The sequence below is a fragment of the Pseudomonas sp. PvP009 genome, assembly GCF_017832995.1.
Taxonomy (GTDB): Bacteria; Pseudomonadota; Gammaproteobacteria; order Pseudomonadales; family Pseudomonadaceae; genus Aquipseudomonas; species Aquipseudomonas syringae.
Genome location: NZ_JAFIBG010000001.1, coordinates 4,220,119 through 4,240,002, shown reverse-complemented (window position 1 = coordinate 4,240,002; position 19,884 = coordinate 4,220,119). Strand labels below are relative to the sequence as shown.

Sequence of the window (19,884 nt, the reverse complement as noted above, 5' to 3'; positions counted from 1 at the left end):
CGATCAATGATGTTCCATTCCTTCGGCGTTGGTCAGCTCCCTGATCAGCGCTGTCTGCTGCTCTTTGAATGTGGCTTCAAATTCTAGAATCCGTCCTTCGTATTCCGGGTCGTCAAGGCTGATATTGCGTTGCTCGAACTCGTCGGTGAGTCGATGCAGTTCAGTCCTGTAGTTACGTTCGAGTGCTTCGAAGCGTCCAGAGTGGGTTTCGCGCAAGTAGTTGATCCAGTAATCCTGCTGCCCGGCAAAGCGCAGGAAGGGCTCGCCGCGTTCACCGCTTTGCACACGAAGCAGTGCCGTCTCGAACTCCCCCGGCCTGATGGCGGCGTGGGCCGGGTACATCATGCCTTCCGGCGGCACGGGCAAGTCCAGCGTGCTGGCCCAGTGCGTGCGATACGCCAGACGTACCTCGGCTTCATCACGGTTTCCGGCCTGTTCGCGGGCTGCGACATCCAGCTCCGACAGGCGATACAGCCGCACGGTCAGTCGATACAACAGGGCTCCACGCTGCTCCGTTACGACGTCCTGCAACGACTGGCGGATGAACACCAGCACCTCCATCTGGTTAAATTCCAGAAGGATGCCGTCCGAGCAAGTGTCGTTGTGATGAAACAGCCTGAGCGGTTCCTCGGCGATGGCGTTGAGGGTCAGTGCCAGTTGAGGGTCCTCACTCACGGTCGCCAGTACTCGCCAGACGCGTTCGCGCAGCGCTGCACGGCTGGCGATGTTGCGATAATCGGCGCTGTGACGCAGCGAATCGATCAGGTCGAGCAGGTGGCGGGTGTGCTCTCTCGCTTCCAGTTGCTCCCAAATCTCGCGCCGTCCGGTGCTCAACGGGTTGCTGTCGTCCAGCCAGGGCTCTACCGTGACGGGTTCCGGAGTCGCTGCCCGGCTGTCCTCTGATGACTCGTAATCTGATATCGATGAGTCCGAATCATGGTGTTCCGTCCAGTCCATTGCGCTGAGTTCGGGCGGCAGGTCCATGTCGAAAGTGAATGAGCGTCCATAACGCTCCGACAAATGCGCCCGCCGCATGGTGTCGTCGGAAAGCGGATTGCTCAGCAGGCTTATTTCCGTGTGCGCAAACTCGCTGCCGGGATTGGCGAGTATGTGCTCTGGCAATTCGCTGATCAGATTGCCCTCCAGCGACAGTGTCCTGATTTGCGCCGGCACCATGCTCTCCACCCAGGTTGGCCATTCGACCAGCCCTGCATTGTTCAGTGATAGCCAGTTGAACGCTGTGCCACCGAGGCTGTTCAGGTTGTTGATGACGCCTATCCGGTTGCCATCCAGTTCCAGCCGCTCAAGCGTGGCAATCCGGCCGAAGAAATCGATGTGCTGTTGATCGACCAGCATTCCCTGATCCATCAGCGATAGCGAACGAAGTGATCGAAGCTCGAGCAGTGCCGGTGGCAGTTGCAGCAGGGGCGCGACATGCCCGTTCAATTCCAGCGAGGTCAGGTCAGTCATGCGGCGCAACAGTTGATCAAGATCAGCGGCCGTGCCGGTGATTCTGCTCAGATGCAGATAGCGTACCTGGCGATAAAAGAAATCCGGCAGTTGGCGCGGAAAGTCGGTCAACGCAATGTCTGCAAGGCGCAGGGGGCTGTGGATTTGTCCCAGGCTGAAGGTTCGCCAGTGATTGATCAGGATCCTGCCGATCTGACGGCGCGATTCGATGAGCTGCTCGCTCGGTGCGGCCATTGAGCTGGAGGCATGCGTCCACTGATCAACGGCGGCAAATAGTTCGGCGCCTTGTGTCAATTGCCTGTTTACAGCGGCCCTCACGGCAAGCGGAGTGTCCATGACAAAACTGAAGGAACTGCCAGCGACCGCTTCGTTGATACGTGCGTGTATTGCGGTGTGTCGGGACAAGGCGTTGCCGCGCAAGTCAATCACGGTTCGATGCTCTGCGCTGGGGGGATTGTCGAGGATCCACCCGGGCAGTTCCGTCAGGTTGTTGTGGGCCACCGACAGTTCGCGGATGTTGTTGGGGATCATGTCGGTCAACCAGGACGGCCAGCGGTGCATGCCGACCCGCTCCAGCACCAGCCGATCGAGGTGCAGCCAGCTCAGGTCCATGGGCAATACGCTTATCAGTCGATTGCCACTGAGGTCCAGCATCCTCAGGCCGGGCATGTTGCGTAAATGATTCATCTGCGCCTGATCCAGAAAAATCCCCTGGTTGATCAACCCCAGTTCGGTCAGTTGTGGCAGCACACGGGACACTTGTTGAGGCAGGTTGAAAAAGACCGAGGTCTCGGGGGCGAGCCCTGCAGATGGCTCACTGACCAGGTTCAGTGCACGGGTATGCGGGAAGCGTTGCAGGAAGACTCCCAGTTCGGCGCTGTTGTTCAGTTGCCGGGGCAGGTTCATGCCGGCAGGCGCCAGGTCAATTGCGTCCGGCTCGACCGCTATGTTTTCCAGATGCAGCGCAGTAACGCGGCTGAAGAAGAAATCCGGCAGATGTCGCGGAAAGTCACTCAACGAGACCTGCTGCAGGCGCAGCGGCTCAAGCGTGCGTCCTATCTCGGGGAGATTGTTGAGGCGCCAGTGGCTCCAGATCGCGTCGTTGAGACGCCTGCGACTGTCTATATGAGTCTGACTCATAGCGGGCATTGCCACGGATTCATAAGCCCAGGCATCGAGACTTGCGCGCAACAGCATTTGCTCGCCCAGCAGGTCGTTGAGGCGCGCATCAATGGTTCTGTTGTCCCAGCCGGTGTGGCGCAGGCGGTTGAGAATGTCGTCGGGAAACGCGTCTTCCAGTTCAAGCATGCGGATCTTGTCCAGCAGGCTCTCGTCGGTCATGTGCCAGTCGACCCTGGCGCCGCCGCTTAACGGATAGCCAAGGCGACCGTCGGCCAGGCGCATGGGAGATTTCGTGCCTGGCTTGATCGCCTGCATGTTCAGCAATGGCGCGAGGTGCCGGCGGGGCAGGGGGTTTTCCTGGATCAGCGCTGCCAGCGCCTGACCCTGGCCGGGGTGGGCAAAGCCCAATTGGTTGCGCTCGGCATCGGGCAGGGCGTGCAGCACGGACGAGTAAAGATCGTCGAGCCCGTGCAGGTGCCGGTCGTCGGCGTCACGGGTTTCGTAGCGATTGCCGTCCTTGATCAGCACTTTGCGTACCGGCGCATCCGTCGGGCCAATGCTGTCGATCAAACGGCCACCGAAATACCGGTTATGGACCTCAAGCCTGACCTGTGCAGGCCATTGCGGCAGGGCTTCAAGGCTGTGCAACGCTAGACAGTCGCTGTCGGCGCTGGAGACCGAGGTCAGATAAAGCCCCTCATAGGCCCGCGCCAGCCTCACTTGTTGTAAATAGGCGCTGGCCTCTTCGGCAATGGGCAGTGGCACACGGCGTTCCGTCGTCAGTTGCAGTCGCTCTGCCGACGAGGCGTGGCTGGCCAGCTCCTGAGCGACCAAAGGTGGCAGGCCGGGAAATGCCTTCTGCAAAGTTTGCGCTCCGTCCGCCTCGGCAACGTTCAATGCGCGGTAACGGGACTCGAACAGCCAGCCTCTGGTGACGCGGGCGCGTGCCGCCAATTGCGCCCGTAGCGTGATCAGTCGCGGTGACATGCCAAGCTGACCTGCGCCGAACTCTTCATTGAGCAGGGTGCGGATTTCGTTGTTGCTGAGCTTTTCCAGCACCTGACGCAGGGCATCCGGCTGATCGGCATGTACAGTGATGTCGAGGGTGTCAGCCGCGACCGGCTGGTACGCCGGGGCGAATGTCTGGAGCTTTTGGCCCTCGGCATCCACCAGCACCAGCGCGCGATTGCCCGGCCAGCCACGGTCCTGGCTCAGCAGTTCAAGTTGAAGCGGTGCCGCCGCGTTTACATCGTTGGTTTCCAGTTGCTCTATGCAACGCTCGATCTCCTGGTCCAGTTGGAACCGGCGCGCAGTGTCCTCAAGCAATGCGGGAGGGCGACGCTGATCGGTCAGTGCCTCGCGCATCACCGATTCAGGCGTGTTGCTGACATTGACGATGCGCCTGGCGGTGCTGTCGGAAAACGTATCGCTGGAATAGCCCAGCCGTCGAAACAGGTTCAGTCCTTCCATCGCCAGCGGCTGATCGAGCTCATGCAGCCATGCTCCGGCGCCGTTGTGTCGCAAGGCGGGCCGGTAGCTGTCCACGCGGGTCGGATGCTCGATCAGGTAACCGTCGCCGTTGGCGGCAGAGCTGACCGAATAGGTGCGTCCTTCAAGTGGCAACCATTGTTTACCCTGCCATGTGTACAGGCCTGTAGCGTCGGGCTGCAGACCCTTGGGCAGGACGATGTCATGGGCAAAGGGGGTCAGATCAGGCTTCCACAGGCGGGTCATGCCGCCCGGCAAATCCACGGGCTTGAGGCTGTTCACGAATTCGGGCGCCTGTACCGCCGGGATGCCTGCTGCGCTCGTCGCCGCAGCGCCAAGCGCCGATATCAGCGCAACGTTCTCGACCACATCGAACAGGTAGGCGAACGCCTGCTGCTTCTCGTCCCTGGCCCAGCTCTCCACGCCCTCATACACTTCGTGAGCCAGCTGGATAGCGGTGACCGCCATCATCACCTCGCCCAATACCGGAACCACGAAGCCTGCAATATTCAGAACATTGAAGGCGGTGTCCATGAAGTACTGCACGCGCTCATCGAAGGTCTTCTGGTCCTGTGCCGCAGTAGGCACACCATGAAACAGTGCGTCGTCGCGCAAGGCTGCGCGTTTGCGCTCGTGCAGGTTGTCCAGCAGCGGACCTTGCAGCACGGTTTCTCTCAGGTCGAGTCGGGCGTTTCTGTCCGCCTCACGCTCCAGCCACTGACGCTCGAAAATGCCGCCTTTCTTGACTTTGGGGTGCAGGCGCTCGGACAACTTTTCAAACAAGGCACTTCGATGGCGCGCAGGTATGAAGCGCATGAAGAAGTTCAGGTAGCCGTTAATGAACATCCGGTCGCGCAATGCGTTTATAAACACTTCGACCGAGTCGTACTCCTTCAGCGGCGCAACCGGATCATCCGGGATATACACCACAATCCGTTCTGTCTGCGTGGCCATCTCCCGGTCTTTGCCAATCACCAGAATACCGGTTAGTTCGATATCGCCCAGGCACAGTACGCTGCAACTGACCGGCCGGTTATCGAGTCGGACATGCTGTTTGCCGTCGAGAAGCTCCAGTAAGGCGCCTTGCAAACCCCGGCTGATCAGCTGTTGCAATGACGCAATCTGCAACTGCAGCCGGATCGACGATGCTTCCAGTTGCATGAAGCTCTGGCGCAGTCTCGATGCCGCAGCGTCTGCCGCTTCGTCGGGTGTCGAAGGCCTGCTGAAGGCGGCCTGGATATGCGCCTGATATTGGCCGCCCAGATCCAGCTCACGGCACAGCGCCGCAAAGCCGGTCGGGGGAATCGGCAAGGACGTGCCGCTGATCTGTTGGCCGATGATGTCGAACGAAGAGAACACCTGGGCCTTGATGCCGGTGCTGGAGTCCATTGCGCCCGGAGCTGTTTCCCAGGCTTCGAAATTCTGCAATGCGGCCTTTAGCAGGCTCTGGGTCGACGCCCTCAGGGCAATGTTTGCCTGCGTTATCGGGTCTCTGGATGCCGTATTGAATGATTGGTCGACCCGTGCACGGCTGGCGTGGAACAGCCAGGTGTTGGCGACGTCCACTTCCAGCCCGAAGCGATCCTTGATGGCAGCTGTCAGCAGGGGCCTTGCGAAGTTCTCCAGCGTCGACAGACTGTCCAGCGTCGGACGAACCTGTTGTTCGTACTTGCGATGCTCGGCATACAGGCGCTGCAGCTCGGCGAGCTGATCAGGGCTGGACTTACGTGCGCCTGCCAGCCATCGCAACGGGCGCCGAAGGGCTTTGCGCAAGGTTGCATGGGTTGCCGGCGCTGCGTGAAGCAGCCACTCGGGGGATTTGTCTTTTATCAGTTGCAGATGCGGGAGCTCAGGAGCCTTGCCCGACAGAGATAGATCCAGCATTTAAGTGCCTTGTCGTGAATGAACAGGCGACAAAGCTTACGGCCGCGACTTGCCGTGCAAGTGCTAACTATCTATGTACTCTCGCTGTTTCTGAAGGCCATTGCTCAAGTAGTGGTCGCGATGGCCGACAAGACATGAAGAAGGGTGAAAGAGCGGCGTTCGATAGCGGCCGTGACTTCATTTTGTATTACCCATGTAACGTTTGACGGCTGGGCTATACTCACGCCGTTTGGACCGTCCGTCGGTCCGCTTCTTGAACACGGCCCGACGCCGTCGTTGAACTCTTGAGGGCTGACTGTGAAGAACTGGACCTTGCGCCAACGGATTCTGGCGAGTTTCGCCGTCATCATCGCAATCATGCTACTGATGGTCGTTGTATCTTATTCACGGTTGTTGTCCATCGAGTCCAGCGAGGAAGATGTACGTCTCGATGCGTTGCCCGGTGTCTACTACAGCACCTTGGTGCGCAGTGCCTGGGGCGAGAGTTACATCCGCACGCTGGAGCTGATTGCCGAAGGGCAGGGGCGGCCGCTGACCAAGCAGGAACGAGACCAGTTTCAGGGCTTTGACGAAAACCTGCAGGCCCAGATGGACGGCTACAAGAAGTCCATTTTCGATGATTCAGACAGAGACAGCTTCGCGCTTTTCGAAAAGCGCCGCGAAGCTTATTCGCGCATGCTCGCCGAGGTTCACGCCAAGTACGATCGCGGCGACTACGCAGGCGCGCGTGCCGAGTTCTATGGCGATGTCAACCCGGTCTGGCTCGCCGGCCGCAAGCAGCTCAATGAGCTTATCGTGGCCAACAAACAGCTGGCTGATCAGGCCACCACCAACATTGTCAACGCCGTGCTGGCGGCCAAGATCAGCATGATCCTGTCGCTGTTGGTTGCTGTGCTGGCGGCTGCGGCCTGCGGTCTGTTACTGATGCGTTCGATCATGGCGCCAATGCAATTGATCGTGAGTATCCTGGACGTCATGCGCAAGGGGGATTTGAGCACCCGTCTGAGCCTGTCGCGCAAGGACGAGTTCAATGCGGTCGAGACCGGTTTCAACGACATGGTCACCGAGCTCACCGCGCTGGTTGCGCAGGCGCAGCGCTCCTCGGTACAGGTCACTACCTCGGTCACCGAGATCGCTGCAACGTCACGTCAGCAGCAGGCCACCGCCACCGAAACCGCTGCAACCACCACCGAGATCGGCGCTACGTCGCGGGAAATCGCCGCTACCTCGCGGGACCTGGTGCGGACCATGACCGAAGTCACTTCGGCGGCAGACCAGGCGTCGATTCTCGCCGGCTCCGGTCAGCAGGGCCTGGCACGCATGGAAGACACCATGCATCAGGTGATGGGCGCTGCCAATCTGGTCAACGCCAAGCTGGCGATCCTCAACGAGAAGGCCGGCAACATCAATCAGGTCGTCGTCACTATCGTCAAGGTCGCCGACCAGACCAACCTGCTGTCGCTCAATGCCGCCATCGAGGCCGAGAAGGCCGGTGAGTACGGTCGCGGTTTTGCAGTGGTGGCCACCGAGGTGCGTCGCCTGGCCGACCAGACTGCCGTTGCCACGTATGACATCGAGCAGATGGTGCGGGAAATCCAGTCGGCGGTGTCTGCTGGCGTGATGGGTATGGACAAGTTTTCCGAAGAGGTGCGCCGCGGCATGTTCGAGGTCACTCAGGTCGGCGAGCAATTGTCGCAGATCATTCATCAGGTTCAGGCGTTGGCACCCCGTGTGCTGATGGTCAACGAAGGCATGCAGGCCCAGGCCACCGGCGCCGAACAGATCAACCAGGCGCTGGTGCAACTGGCGGATGCCAGCAGCCAGACCGTCGACTCACTGCGTCAAGCCAGTTTCGCCATCGACGAGTTGAGTCAGGTCGCGGTCGGGCTGCGCAGTGGCGTTTCGCGTTTCAAGGTCTGAAGGATCAATGAGCGATCAATCGCCGAGGCGCAATGGCACGCCACTGACCGCCAGCAAGCTCTTTCTGCTGTTTTGCATCGGCGAAGACCGCTATGCACTGGACGCGACCGAGATCGCTGAAATTCTGCCGCGGGTAAAACTCAAGGCGATTGCCCAGGCACCACACTGGGTGGCGGGAATCTTTGCCCACCGCGGCGAGATCGTCCCGGTGATCGACATCAGTGCGCTGAATTCCGGTCAACCGGCCCGCTCGCGGACCAGTACGCGCATGGTGCTGGTGCATTATCGCTACGACGACGCGCACCCGGCGCAGTTGCTGGGGCTGATTCTGGAACAGGCCACCGAGACGCTGCGCTGCCCTGTTGCGCAGTTCAAGGCGTACGGGCTGGACAATCGCTTGTCACCTTACTTGGGGCCGGTGCGTGAGGATGAGCAGGGCCTGTTGCAGTGGATTCATGTCCACGAGCTGTTGAGCGAGCCGGTCCGCGAGTTGTTGTACCCGGTGCCGCCGATTGACCTCGAATTGCTTGAGGACGCGCAATGAAGGTGGATGATTCGCGCTTCTTCAGCTTTCTCAAGGAGCGTATCGGCCTGGATGTGACGTCCGTCGGCGAGGCTATTATCGAGCGCGCCCTGCGGCAGCGGGCGGCGGCCGCCCACTGCGCTGACAGCGATGCCTACTGGCATCTTCTGGTCTCGTCGCCACAGGAGCAGCAGGCGCTGATCGAGGCGGTGATCGTTCCCGAGACCTGGTTCTTTCGTTATCCCGAATCGTTTCTCAGCCTGGGCATGCTGGCCCGTGAGCGTATCGCCAGCCTTGCCGGTGCGCGCCCCTTGCGCATTCTCAGCCTGCCGTGCTCGACCGGTGAGGAGCCATATTCCATCGCCATGGCGTTATTCGACGCCGGGGTCGACGCCAGGCAATTCAAGGTCGATGCCATCGATATCAGCCCTGTTTCGATTGCCAAGGCCGAGCACGGCGTTTACGGGAAAAACTCCTTCCGTGGCAGCGACATCAGTTATCGCGAGCGGTATTTCAATCCGGTCGCTGACGGCTTTGAAATCGCTGACAGTGTGCGCGCCTGTGTGAGTTTTCAGCCGGGCAACCTGCTGGACCCAAAACTCGCCTCGCACGTGGCCTATGACATCGTTTTTTGCCGCAATCTGGTGATCTATTTCGATCGACAGACCCAGCAACATGTGTTCAAGGTGCTCAAACAACTGACCCGCGAAGACGGCCTGCTGTTTATCGGTCCGGCGGAGGGCAATCTGCTGGCCGCTATCGGCATGCGCTCGACGGGGATCGCTCAGTCATTCGCTTTTCGGCACGCGCCCGTCGATGCGGCGGTGCCGGCCCCGGCGCCAAAACAGGTCGCTGCACCCGTTGCCCCGCGTCCTGTCGTCGAGGCGCCTGCCAGAGCGGTCGCGCCACGACCTGCGCCGCGCACATCAGCTGCATTTGCGCCTATTGCAAAACCAGTCGCTGCGCAGGCCAATAGCGAGGTGTCGGCAGTGCTCGACAAGATTGCGGGGCTGGCCAACGAAGGCAAAACTGCCGAAGCGCGGGCTGCATGCGAGCGTTACCTGCAACAGCATGAGCCGGTCGCGCAGGTGTTTTACTGGCTGGGTCTGCTCAGTGAAGTGGAGGGCCGTGTGCCACAGGCGCAGGGCTTCTATCGCAAGGCGCTGTATCTGCAACCGCAGCACTCCGAGTCGCTGGCCCAACTGGCGGCATTGCTGGCGGCCCAGGGTGACACTGCCGGCGCGCGCCGCTTGCAGGACCGCGCTGCGCGTGGCGCGAATAAACAAGGAAACCACTGATGACGGGCGTGTCCGGTTTTTCCAGTCTGACCCATGATCAGGCCCAGGATATCGATGATTGCTGGAACCGCATCGGCATTCATGGCGATCGCTCCTGCCCGCTGCTTGCAGAGCACATCCACTGCCGCAACTGCGCGGTTTATTCTGCCGCCGCCACCCGACTGCTGGACCGCTATTCGCTGGCCCAGGAGTCGCATGAACATTTTCAGGGCTCGGTGTTGCTGCGCGACCTCGAGACCCGCTCGATTCTGGTATTCCGTCTTGGCGAAGAGTGGCTGGGGCTGGCGTCGCGCTGCCTCTCGGAAGTCGCCCCCAGCCAGACCATCCATTCACTGCCACACCAGCGCTCGCGTGCGTTGCTGGGTGTCGCCAATGTACGCGGCGCTCTGGTAGCGTGCATCTCACTGGTCGAGCTGCTCGGGCTGGACAGCACAGCGGTGAGCACCCCGTCTACGCGTGTTGTGCCGCGCATGCTGATCTTGAGCGCCGAAGGCGGCCCTGTGGTGGTGCCGGTCGACGAGGTGGACGGCATTCACGCCATTGACGAGCGCGAGCTGGAAGCCGCTTCGGCGTCCGGCTCGCACGCCAATGCCCGTTTCACTCGTGGCGTCCTGCAATGGAAGGGCCGCAGCCTGCGCTGGCTGGACGAAGATGAGTTGTTGTCGGCGGTGTATCGGAGCCTCACATGACGCCAGATCAAATGCGTGACGCCTCGCTGTTCGAACTGTTCACGCTGGAAGCCGACGCGCAGACCCAGGTACTGAGTGCGGGCCTGCTGGCACTCGAACGTAACCCGACCCAGGCGGATCAGCTGGAAGCCTGCATGCGGGCCGCTCATTCGCTCAAGGGCGCAGCGCGTATTGTCGGCGTCGATTTCGGCGTGAGCGTCGCGCATGTCATGGAAGACTGCCTGGTCAGCGCCCAGGAAGGCCGTCTGCTGCTTCAGGCCGAGCACATCGACGCGCTGCTGTCGGGGACCGATCTGTTGATGCGTATCGCCACGCCAGGCAGCGACAGTATTGGTCAGCCTGATATCGACAGTTATGTCGAAAGGCTCAATACGTTGCTGACTTCCGGCGCTGGCGCAGCACGCACGGTGAGCACGCCGCTGTCAGACCCGGCCTCGGACGCTTTGCTCGCCAGCGCGATGCTTCAGCTTGAGACTTCCAGCGGTGCGGCTGTGCCCGAGCCCTTGGTCGCAGCATCGCCTGCGCCCGCTCAACCAGCCGTCATGCCGGAACCTGAAGCGCCGTTCACGCCATTGCGTGAACGGCGTGTGGCCGAAGGTGGCGAGCGTGTGTTGCGAGTCACTGCCGAGCGCCTCAACGGGTTGCTGGACATGTCCAGCAAATCGCTGGTCGAGACTCAGCGCCTCAAACCGCTGCTGGCCGGTATGCAGCGGCTCAAGCGTCTGCAAAGCAGCAGCGACCGTGCGCTGGAAGTGCTGGGCGCCAGTTTTGGCGAGGAAGGTCCTTCGGCCGATGTGCAAAAAGCCCTGGAAGACGCACGCAACCTCTTGTCCCAGGCGCAGCAGGTGTTGGCCCGGCACACTGCCGAGCTGGATGAATTCGGCTGGCAGTCGGCACAACGTGCGCAACTGTTATACGACACAGCACTGGCCTGCCGCATGCGGCCTTTCGCCGATGTGCTGAACGGCCAGGCGCGCATGGTCCGCGACCTCGGGCGTGAGCTGGGCAAACAGGTCCGCTTGCAGATCGAAGGCGAGAAGACGCAGGTCGATCGCGATGTGCTGGAAAAGCTCGATGCACCACTGACCCATTTATTGCGCAACGCCGTGGACCATGGCATCGAATCGCCCGAGCAGCGCGTGGCGTCCGGTAAGGATCCGGAAGGCCTGATTCGTCTGCAGGCCTCGCATCAGGCCGGCTTGCTGGTCGTTGAGTTGAGCGATGACGGTGGCGGCGTGGACCTTGAACGTGTGCGCCAGAGTATCGTCGACCGCAAGCTTTCGCCTGCCGAGACCGCTGCGCAGTTGAGCGAGGAAGAACTGCTGAGTTTTCTGTTCCTGCCGGGCTTCAGCATGCGCGACAAGGTCACGCAGATTTCCGGCCGTGGTGTCGGCCTCGATGCCGTGCAGCATATGGTTCGCCAGATGCACGGCAGCGTCGAGCTGCAGCAATGGGCGGGCGAGGGCAGTCGCTTCAGAATTGAAATGCCGCTGACGCTTTCAGTGGTGCGCAGTCTGGTCGTGGAAGTGGGTGGTGAAGCCTACGCCTTTCCGCTGGCTCATATCGAACGTATGCGCGACCTGCAGCCTGACGACATTCTGCAGTTGGAAGGGCGTCAGCATTTCTGGGATGAAGAGCGCCATGTAGGCCTGGTCTCGGCCACTCAATTGCTGAACCGGCCGCCTGCGCAGAAGGCCGGAGAGACGCTCAAGGTCGTGGTGATTCGCGAGCGCGATGCGGTTTATGGCGTCGCCGTCGAACGCTTCATTGGTGAGCGTACGCTGGTGGTGATGCCGCTCGATACGCGCCTGGGCAAGGTGCAGGACGTGTCGGCAGGGGCTTTGCTCGACGACGGTTCGGTGGTGCTGATCATCGATGTCGAAGACATGCTGCGCTCGGTGGAAAAACTGCTGAATACCGGCCGCCTGGAACGCATTGATCGACGCAATCGCCAGGTAGACCAGGTATCACGCAAGCGCGTGCTGGTGGTCGATGATTCGTTGACCGTGCGCGAACTGGAACGCAAGCTGCTGCTCAGTCGCGGCTACCAGGTGTCGGTGGCCGTGGACGGAATGGACGGCTGGAACGCCCTGCGCGCCGAGGACTTCGACCTGCTGATTACCGACATCGACATGCCGCGTATGGACGGTATCGAGCTGGTGACCCTGTTGCGCCGCGATACCCGCTTGCAGTCCTTGCCGGTCATGGTCGTGTCCTACAAGGACCGCGAAGAAGACCGGCGTCGCGGCCTGGACGCCGGCGCCGATTATTACCTGGCCAAGGCCAGTTTTCACGATGATGCCTTGCTCGACGCTGTCGTCGAATTGATAGGAGACGCGCAAGGATGAAGATTGCCATCGTCAACGATATGCCCATGGCCATCGAAGCCCTGCGCCGTGCGCTGGCGTTCGAGCCCGCGCATCAGATCATCTGGGTGGCGTCCAATGGTGCCGACGCCGTGCAGCGTTGCGTCGAGCATACCCCGGATCTGATCCTGATGGACCTGATCATGCCGGTGATGGACGGCGTGGAAGCCACGCGCCGGATCATGGCCGAAACACCCTGCGCTATCGTCATCGTGACCGTCGACCGCGAGCAGAACATGCGCCGCGTGTTCGAAGCGATGGGGCACGGCGCGCTTGATGTGGTGGACACGCCGGCCATTGGCGGTCCCAATCCAAAAGAGGCGGCGGCGCCCCTGCTGCGCAAGATCCTCAATATCGACTGGCTGATCGGCCAGCGTGTCGGCGTTGAACGTGTCGCGGCTGCACCGCGGGCCGCGCCGTCCAGACGTGACCGGCTCGTGGCGATCGGCTCCTCGGCGGGCGGGCCTGCGGCGCTGGAGATTCTGCTCAAGGGGCTTCCGGTGAGCTTCCCGGCGGCGATCGTCCTTGTGCAGCATGTCGATCAGGTCTTCGCCGCCGGTATGGCCGACTGGTTGAGCTCCGCCTCCGGCCTGCCGGTGCGTCTGGCAAGGGAAGGTGAAACGCCACAGCCGGGTGTGGTGTTGCTGGCGGGCACCAATCATCATATTCGATTGCTCAAGGACGGCACGCTGGCGTACACGGCGGAGCCGGTGAATGAAGTTTACAGGCCCTCGATCGATGTGTTTTTCGAGAGCGTTACGCGTTATTGGAATGGCGAGGCGGTCGGCGTTCTGCTGACCGGGATGGGGCGCGACGGTGCACAGGGACTCAAGGCCATGCGAGAGCGGGGGTTTCTGACCATCGCTCAGGATCAGGCCAGTTCTGCTGTGTATGGCATGCCCAAGGCTGCCGCAGCCATTGATGCTGCCGTGGAAATCTGTCCGTTGCCCGCCATAGCACCTCGCTTGATCGAGGTATTTACTCAATGACTGCAGTGCTGAACTCAGCGGCAGTCGGCGATCAGGAGAAAGATCATGAATGACCTGCAAACGGATGAGCTCAAGACACCGGATGAAAACAGCGCAATGGTGCTTCTGGTGGATGATCAGGCCATGATTGGTGAAGCCGTACGGCGCGGCCTGGCTGGCCATGAGTCTATCGACTTTCATTTTTGTGCCGACCCGCATCAGGCAATTGCCCAGGCCGTGCAGCTTAAGCCGACGGTGATTCTGCAGGACCTGGTGATGCCGGGCCTCGACGGGTTGACGCTGGTTCGTGAGTACCGCAGCAACCCGTTGACCCGCGATATCCCGATCATCGTGCTGTCCACCAAGGAAGACCCGCTGATCAAGAGCGCGGCGTTTACGGCGGGGGCCAACGACTATCTGGTCAAGCTGCCGGACAACATCGAGCTGATTGCGCGTATTCGCTATCACTCGCGCTCGTACATGACCCTGTTGCAGCGCGACGAGGCCTATCGCGCCCTGCGCGTCAGCCAGCAACAATTGCTCGATACCAACCTGGTGTTGCAGCGCCTGATGAATTCCGATGGCCTCACAGGGCTGTCGAACCGTCGTCATTTCGATGAGTATCTGGAGCTGGAGTGGCGCCGGGCAATTCGCGAGCAATCCCAGTTGTCGATGCTGATGATCGATGTCGACTACTTCAAACCCTACAACGATAACTTCGGCCACCTGGAGGGCGACGAGGCCCTGCGTCAGGTCGCCAAGGCCATCCGTAACAGTTGCAGTCGTCCATCTGATTTGCCAGCACGCTACGGTGGTGAAGAATTCGCCATGGTCCTGCCCAATACCTCGCCCGGCGGCGCACGTCTGCTGGCAGAGAAGCTGCGCCAAAGCGTGGCGGGCATGAACATCCCGCACATTGCGCCAGTGCCCGGCTCCAGCCTGACGGTGAGTATCGGTGTAGCAACCATGACGCCACAGGTCGGGATGCAAAGCCGTCAGCTCATTCTGGATGCCGACAAAGGGCTTTATCAGGCCAAGAACAACGGACGCAACCAGGTCGCGGCTGGCTGACGCCGATAAAATAGGCTTCACAACGCCTGCCCGACGGGCTGCTTTCGTGGCCCGGCCTGGGGTATACTCGTCGGCTTTGAAAATTTCGCCTGCGAGTGCTGCCTACCATGGAAATCAACCCGATCCTAAACAGCATCAAGGATTTGTCCGAGCGCTCCGAAACCATTCGGGGGTATCTTTGACTACGATCACAAACATGATCGTCTGACCGAAGTCAACCGCGAGCTCGAAGATCCAAACGTCTGGAACAACCCGGCCTACGCCCAGGAACTGGGGCGCGAGCGCTCCCTGCTGGCGCAGATCGTAGAAACCCTGGACGAAATGTCCTCGGGGCTGACCGATGCCAAAGACCTGTTGCTGATGTCTGCCGAAGAAGAAGACCAGGCTGCCGTCGATGACGTAGCAGCCGAAGTCGAGCGCCTGCGCGAATCGCTGGAAAAGCTCGAGTTCCGCCGCATGTTCAGCGGCGACATGGACCCCAACAATGCTTACCTGGACATCCAGGCCGGCTCCGGCGGTACCGAAGCGCAGGACTGGGCCAATATCCTGCTGCGCATGTACCTGCGCTGGGCCGACAAGCGCGGTTTCGACGCCACCATCATGGAACTGTCCGCCGGTGAAGTCGCCGGTATCAAGGGCGCTACCGTGCACATCAAGGGCGAATACGCCTTTGGCTGGCTGCGTACCGAGATCGGCGTTCACCGTCTGGTGCGCAAGAGCCCGTTCGACTCCGGCAACCGTCGCCACACCTCGTTCTCGGCTGTATTCGTTTCGCCGGAAATCGATGACAACATCGAAATCGACATCAATCCGGCGGACCTGCGTATCGACACTTACCGTTCCTCCGGGGCCGGTGGTCAACACGTAAACACCACTGACTCGGCGGTGCGTATCACCCACGTTCCGACCAATACCGTGGTCAGTTGCCAGAACGAGCGTTCCCAGCATGCGAACAAGGACACCGCCATGAAAATGCTGCGGGCCCGTTTGTATGAGCAGGAAGTGCAGAAGCGTAACGCGGCGTCCCAGGCGCTCGAAGACACCAAGTCCGATATCGGCTGGGGTCACCAGATTCGTTCCTACGTACTGGACGCCTCGCGTATCAAGGACCTGCGGACCAACATCGAACGCAGCGACTGCGACAAGGTGCTTGATGGCGATATCGACGAATACCTGATCGCGAGCCTCAAGCAAGGGCTGTAAACCGTCAGCCGACACCTCAAGTCCCTCGTCGCAAGGCGAGGGCGAACCTGTGATGGAATATTTAAAGACATGAGCGACCAACAACTCGACCCGCAAGCCCTGCAACAGGAAGAAAACACCCTGATCGCCTTGCGCAAGGAAAAGCTTGCTGCAGGCCGTGCCAAGGGTCAGGCCTTCCCCAACGACTTCCGCCGCGACAGCTACTGCAACGACCTGCAGAAACAGTACGTCGACAAGACCAAGGAAGAACTGGCAGAGGCAGCGATTCCGGTCAAGGTTGCCGGTCGCATCATGCTCAACCGTGGCTCGTTCATGGTGATCCAGGACATGACCGGGCGCATCCAGGTCTACGTCAACCGCAAGACCCTGCCTGAAGAAACCCTGGCCGAGGTGAAAACCTGGGACCTGGGCGACATCATCGCTGCCGAAGGTACGCTGGCACGCTCCGGCAAGGGCGACCTGTACGTCGAGATGACCAGCGTTCGCCTGCTGACCAAGTCGTTGCGTCCGCTGCCCGACAAGCACCACGGCCTGACCGACACCGAACAGCGCTACCGTCAGCGTTACGTCGACCTGATCGTCAACGAGGAAGTGCGCGAGACCTTCCGCGTGCGCTCGCAGGTCATCGCCCACATCCGCAGCTTCCTGATGAAGCGCGACTTCCTCGAAGTCGAAACGCCGATGCTGCAGACCATTCCCGGCGGCGCGGCGGCCAAGCCGTTCGAAACCCACCACAACGCGCTGGACATGGAAATGTTCCTGCGTATCGCCCCGGAGCTGTACCTCAAGCGTCTGGTGGTCGGTGGTTTCGAGAAGGTCTTCGAGATCAATCGCAACTTCCGTAACGAAGGTGTTTCGACCCGGCACAACCCCGAGTTCACCATGCTCGAGTTCTACCAGGCCTACGCCGATTACGAAGACAACATGGACCTCACCGAGGAACTGTTCCGCGAACTGGCGCAACTGGTGCTGGGTACCACCGACGTGCCTTATGGTGACAAGGTGTTCCACTTTGGCGAACCGTTCGTGCGCCTGTCGGTGTTCGACTCGATCCTCAAGTACAACCCCGAGCTGACCGCTGCCGACCTGCAGGACATCGACAAGGCGCGCGCCATTGCGAAAAAGGCCGGTGCCAAGGTGCTGGGCTTCGAAGGCCTGGGCAAATTGCAGGTGATGATTTTCGAAGAGCTGGTCGAGCACAAGCTGGAACAGCCGCACTTCATTACCCAGTACCCGTTCGAAGTGTCGCCGCTGGCGCGTCGCAATGACGAAAACCCGAACGTCACCGACCGTTTCGAGCTGTTCATCGGCGGTCGCGAAATTGCCAACGCCTACTCCGAGCTCAACGACGCCGAAGATCAGGCCGAACGCTTCCAGGCGCAGGTGGCCGACAAGGATGCCGGTGACGACGAAGCCATGCACTACGACGCCGACTTCGTCCGTGCGCTGGAGTACGGCATGCCGCCGACGGCAGGCGAGGGGATCGGTATCGACCGGTTGGTGATGCTGCTCACCGACTCGCCGTCGATCCGCGACGTGATTCTCTTCCCGCATATGCGCCCGCAAGCGTAATCAGTGTTAAAACAGCCGCCTTCAATGGGCGGCTTTTTTTTAGGTGTTTTTCAGATCGACTCATTTCAGAGCGACTTATAAGGAAGCTGTCGTGACGATTGCCAGAGAAGGGGCCGCCGGAGTAGCGAGCGCGGTGGCCAAAAGTGTCAAGTATCAGGGCCGCAAGGCTGCGCGCGAGGGCAGTGAGCAGCGCAGGCAGGTCATTCTCGATGCCGCCATGCGTATCGTGGTGCGTGACGGCGTACGCGCCGTGCGCCATCGCGCAGTGGCCGCTGAAGCCAGTGTGCCTCTGTCGGCAACCACCTATTACTTCAAGGACATTGATGATCTGCTGACCGATGCCTTCGCCCAGTATGTACAGCGCAGCGCTGACTATCTGGCGCGGCTGTGGCAGAACACCGAAGGCATTCTGCGCGAAATGATGAGCCGCAGTTCCGGTAGTCCGACCGACCGTTTTCGTCTGGCGGACGACATCGCGCGTATGGTGATGGAGCACATCCGCCATCAACTGCTGACCCGGCGTGACTATCTGATCGCCGAGCAGGCGTTCTACCACGAAGCACTGATCAACCCGCGCCTGACGCCATTGGTCATGGCACACCAGGAAATTTTGCTGCAAGGCAGTTGTCAGTTTTTCCAGGTGCTCGGTTCCCTGCAGCCCTATCAGGATGCTCAGGTGTTGACGGGGCTTATCCGTCGCATTGAGTATCAAGGCCTGCTGCATGGGCCGCAGCGTCAAGCCGACGAAGAAATGCTCTGTATCCTGACCCGGCAGATGCGTCTGGTCCTGGGGACCCCGCAGCCGCTTCGAGGGTGACTATACTGCTGCGCGAGTGCCCCGGATCGGCTGCTCAGACGGTTTGACGATCCTGCCAGTTTCGATATTTTTCCAGCGGTGGCGTGTTGTTCCGCGCCGCCAAGCAGTAGCGTGACAGCCAGCCAAGGAGTACCGGTGGACGAGTATCAACAGACTATTCGTGCTTTATCGGATCGGATCGTCGTTGCACAGACGCCGATTCGCATTCTGGATGCAGTTAAATGGGATGAGAACGTCCGCAAGGAGTTTCTGGCCGCCAAGGGCAAGGCGCTGCCTGCCGTGGACCGTGCCTATTACGAAAACCGTCCGCTGGGTTTCGACTCTTCCGCCTTGAAGCAAGAGTTTCAGAACATCGAGCGGGACGTCACGCGTCAACTGGGGCAGTTCAACCCGGTCGGGCAGATCATGCGCCGCATGTGCCGTGAGTACCGCATGGTGGTGCGTATGCTTGAGGCACGCGGTACGTCTGACTTCGGGCTGATTTCTCAGGAATTGTACGGCGCTGCATCCGACGCTTTTCATGCGGGTGATCCGACGCTGGCCGATCTCGGCTTGATGCTCTCGGATTACCTGAACAACATTGCCGGGCGCGGTGACCTGAAGGACGAGCCGAAAACGCTCACCGCCAAGGACGCTGTTTCGCTGCTGCAATCGCGTTTGAACCGCGTGTTCGGTGAGGCCGAGGAGACCATCCGGGTTTTCGAATCCGACGGGATCGTCGCCGATGCGGCTGCCGGTGCCGACTACATCAAGATCCGCACCGACGCGATGTTCAACGAGCGCGATGTACGCGCGCTGGAAGTTCATGAAGGACTGGTGCACGTGGGCACCACGCTGAACGGGCAAAACCAGCCGATCTGTACGTTCTTGTCCAAAGGCCCGCCGTCGTCGACGGTGACGCAGGAAGGCCTGGCGATTCTCATGGAAGTCATCGCCTTTGCATCCTATCCGAGCCGCCTGCGCAAGCTGACCAATCGCACGCGCGCCATTCACATGGCCGAGCAGGGTGCCGATTTTCTGCAGGTGTTCGAGTTTTACCAGGAGCAGGGCTTTGGCATGTCGGAGAGCTACGGCAATGCCAGTCGCGTCTTCCGCGGCTCGGTGCCCAATGGCCTGCCGTTCACCAAGGACCTGTCCTACCTGAAGGGCTTCATCATGGTCTACAACTACATTCAGCTCGCCGTGCGCAAGGGCAAGCTCGAACAGGTGCCGCTGCTGTTCTGCGGCAAGACCACGCTGGAAGACATGCGTACCCTGCGCCAACTGGTGGACGAAGGGCTGGTGGTCGCACCCAAGTACTTGCCCGAGCAGTTCCGTGACATGAACGCCCTGTCAGCCTGGATGTGCTTCTCCAACTTCCTCAACCACCTGAGCCTGGACCGTATCGAAGCGGATTACTCGAATATTTTGTAGGCAGCGATCTTCGCTGTACGCCAGCCTGTTTTTGACTCTGGCCGAAGGCCGTAGGCGAACTTGTTCGCGAAGGAGAGGTA

Annotated in this window: 12 protein-coding genes; 11 read left to right on the top strand and 1 reads right to left on the bottom strand. The window is 60.5% G+C overall.

Going from position 1 to position 19,884, the window contains the following annotated elements:
* Window positions 1-3 precede the first annotated feature (3 nt).
* On the bottom strand, window positions 4-5,964 hold the full coding sequence (locus JOE29_RS18155) for an NEL domain-containing protein (RefSeq protein ID WP_210079737.1): 5,961 nt from the start codon (window positions 5,962-5,964) through the stop codon (window positions 4-6).
* Window positions 5,965-6,261: 297 nt separating this feature from the next.
* On the opposite strand from JOE29_RS18155, the gene JOE29_RS18150 reads away from it, so the two are divergent.
* The 11 genes from JOE29_RS18150 to JOE29_RS18100 all read left to right on the top strand — a co-directional run bounded on the left by JOE29_RS18150 (window position 6,262) and on the right by JOE29_RS18100 (window position 19,804).
* Window positions 6,262-7,884, top strand: coding sequence for a methyl-accepting chemotaxis protein (locus tag JOE29_RS18150; RefSeq protein ID WP_057405582.1), 1,623 nt, complete (start codon window positions 6,262-6,264; stop codon window positions 7,882-7,884).
* A 7-nt stretch (window positions 7,885-7,891) separates the two neighbouring features.
* A complete protein-coding gene (locus JOE29_RS18145) occupies window positions 7,892-8,428 on the top strand; it encodes a chemotaxis protein CheW (protein WP_003314250.1) in 537 nt (178 codons plus the stop codon).
* A complete protein-coding gene (locus tag JOE29_RS18140; protein ID WP_024683839.1) occupies window positions 8,425-9,705 on the top strand; it encodes a CheR family methyltransferase in 1,281 nt (426 codons plus the stop codon). Before JOE29_RS18145 ends, JOE29_RS18140 begins: the two co-directional genes overlap by 4 nt.
* The gene (locus tag JOE29_RS18135) at window positions 9,705-10,394 is read left to right on the top strand and encodes a chemotaxis protein CheW (protein ID WP_003391161.1); all 690 of its coding nucleotides are present in this window, start codon (window positions 9,705-9,707) and stop codon (window positions 10,392-10,394) included. Before JOE29_RS18140 ends, JOE29_RS18135 begins: the two co-directional genes overlap by 1 nt.
* Window positions 10,391-12,742, top strand: coding sequence for a hybrid sensor histidine kinase/response regulator (locus JOE29_RS18130; protein ID WP_057405580.1), 2,352 nt, complete (start codon window positions 10,391-10,393; stop codon window positions 12,740-12,742). Before JOE29_RS18135 ends, JOE29_RS18130 begins: the two co-directional genes overlap by 4 nt.
* Window positions 12,739-13,749 carry a chemotaxis response regulator protein-glutamate methylesterase gene (locus JOE29_RS18125; RefSeq protein ID WP_210079736.1) on the top strand — a complete coding sequence of 337 codons (1,011 nt, stop codon included), beginning with the start codon at window positions 12,739-12,741 and terminating at the stop codon, window positions 13,747-13,749. The genes JOE29_RS18130 and JOE29_RS18125 overlap by 4 nt, the downstream gene beginning before the upstream one ends.
* Window positions 13,750-13,794: 45 nt before the next feature.
* Complete coding sequence (locus JOE29_RS18120) at window positions 13,795-14,799, top strand: PleD family two-component system response regulator (protein WP_003314254.1); 1,005 nt, start codon at window positions 13,795-13,797, stop codon at window positions 14,797-14,799.
* 107 nt (window positions 14,800-14,906) lie between these two features.
* A protein-coding gene (gene prfB / locus JOE29_RS18115) for a peptide chain release factor 2 (protein WP_096114110.1) occupies window positions 14,907-16,002 on the top strand; the annotation gives its coding sequence in 2 pieces (ribosomal slippage) (window positions 14,907-14,978 and window positions 14,980-16,002; 1,095 coding nt in all).
* Between the two features lie 69 nt (window positions 16,003-16,071).
* The gene (gene lysS / locus JOE29_RS18110; RefSeq protein WP_003415497.1) at window positions 16,072-17,574 is read left to right on the top strand and encodes a lysine--tRNA ligase; all 1,503 of its coding nucleotides are present in this window, start codon (window positions 16,072-16,074) and stop codon (window positions 17,572-17,574) included.
* 91 nt (window positions 17,575-17,665) lie between these two features.
* Complete coding sequence (locus tag JOE29_RS18105) at window positions 17,666-18,391, top strand: TetR family transcriptional regulator (RefSeq protein WP_004418716.1); 726 nt, start codon at window positions 17,666-17,668, stop codon at window positions 18,389-18,391.
* 135 nt (window positions 18,392-18,526) lie between these two features.
* Window positions 18,527-19,804, top strand: a complete 1,278-nt coding sequence (locus tag JOE29_RS18100; RefSeq protein WP_003339622.1) for a flavohemoglobin expression-modulating QEGLA motif protein — start codon at window positions 18,527-18,529, stop codon at window positions 19,802-19,804.
* The last annotated feature ends 80 nt before the right edge of the window (window positions 19,805-19,884 follow it).

What these genes read in the sequence shown, in the direction of transcription:
- JOE29_RS18155 (WP_210079737.1), bottom strand. Translation starts at nt 5,964, where the DNA reads ATGCTGGATCTATCTCTGTCGGGCAAGGCTCCTGAGCTCCCGCATCTG.
- JOE29_RS18145 (WP_003314250.1), top strand. Translation starts at nt 7,892, where the DNA reads ATGAGCGATCAATCGCCGAGGCGCAATGGCACGCCACTGACCGCCAGC.
- JOE29_RS18140 (WP_024683839.1), top strand. Translation starts at nt 8,425, where the DNA reads ATGAAGGTGGATGATTCGCGCTTCTTCAGCTTTCTCAAGGAGCGTATC.
- JOE29_RS18135 (WP_003391161.1), top strand. Translation starts at nt 9,705, where the DNA reads ATGACGGGCGTGTCCGGTTTTTCCAGTCTGACCCATGATCAGGCCCAG.
- JOE29_RS18130 (WP_057405580.1), top strand. Translation starts at nt 10,391, where the DNA reads ATGACGCCAGATCAAATGCGTGACGCCTCGCTGTTCGAACTGTTCACG.
- JOE29_RS18125 (WP_210079736.1), top strand. Translation starts at nt 12,739, where the DNA reads ATGAAGATTGCCATCGTCAACGATATGCCCATGGCCATCGAAGCCCTG.
- JOE29_RS18120 (WP_003314254.1), top strand. Translation starts at nt 13,795, where the DNA reads ATGAATGACCTGCAAACGGATGAGCTCAAGACACCGGATGAAAACAGC.
- lysS (WP_003415497.1), top strand. Translation starts at nt 16,072, where the DNA reads ATGAGCGACCAACAACTCGACCCGCAAGCCCTGCAACAGGAAGAAAAC.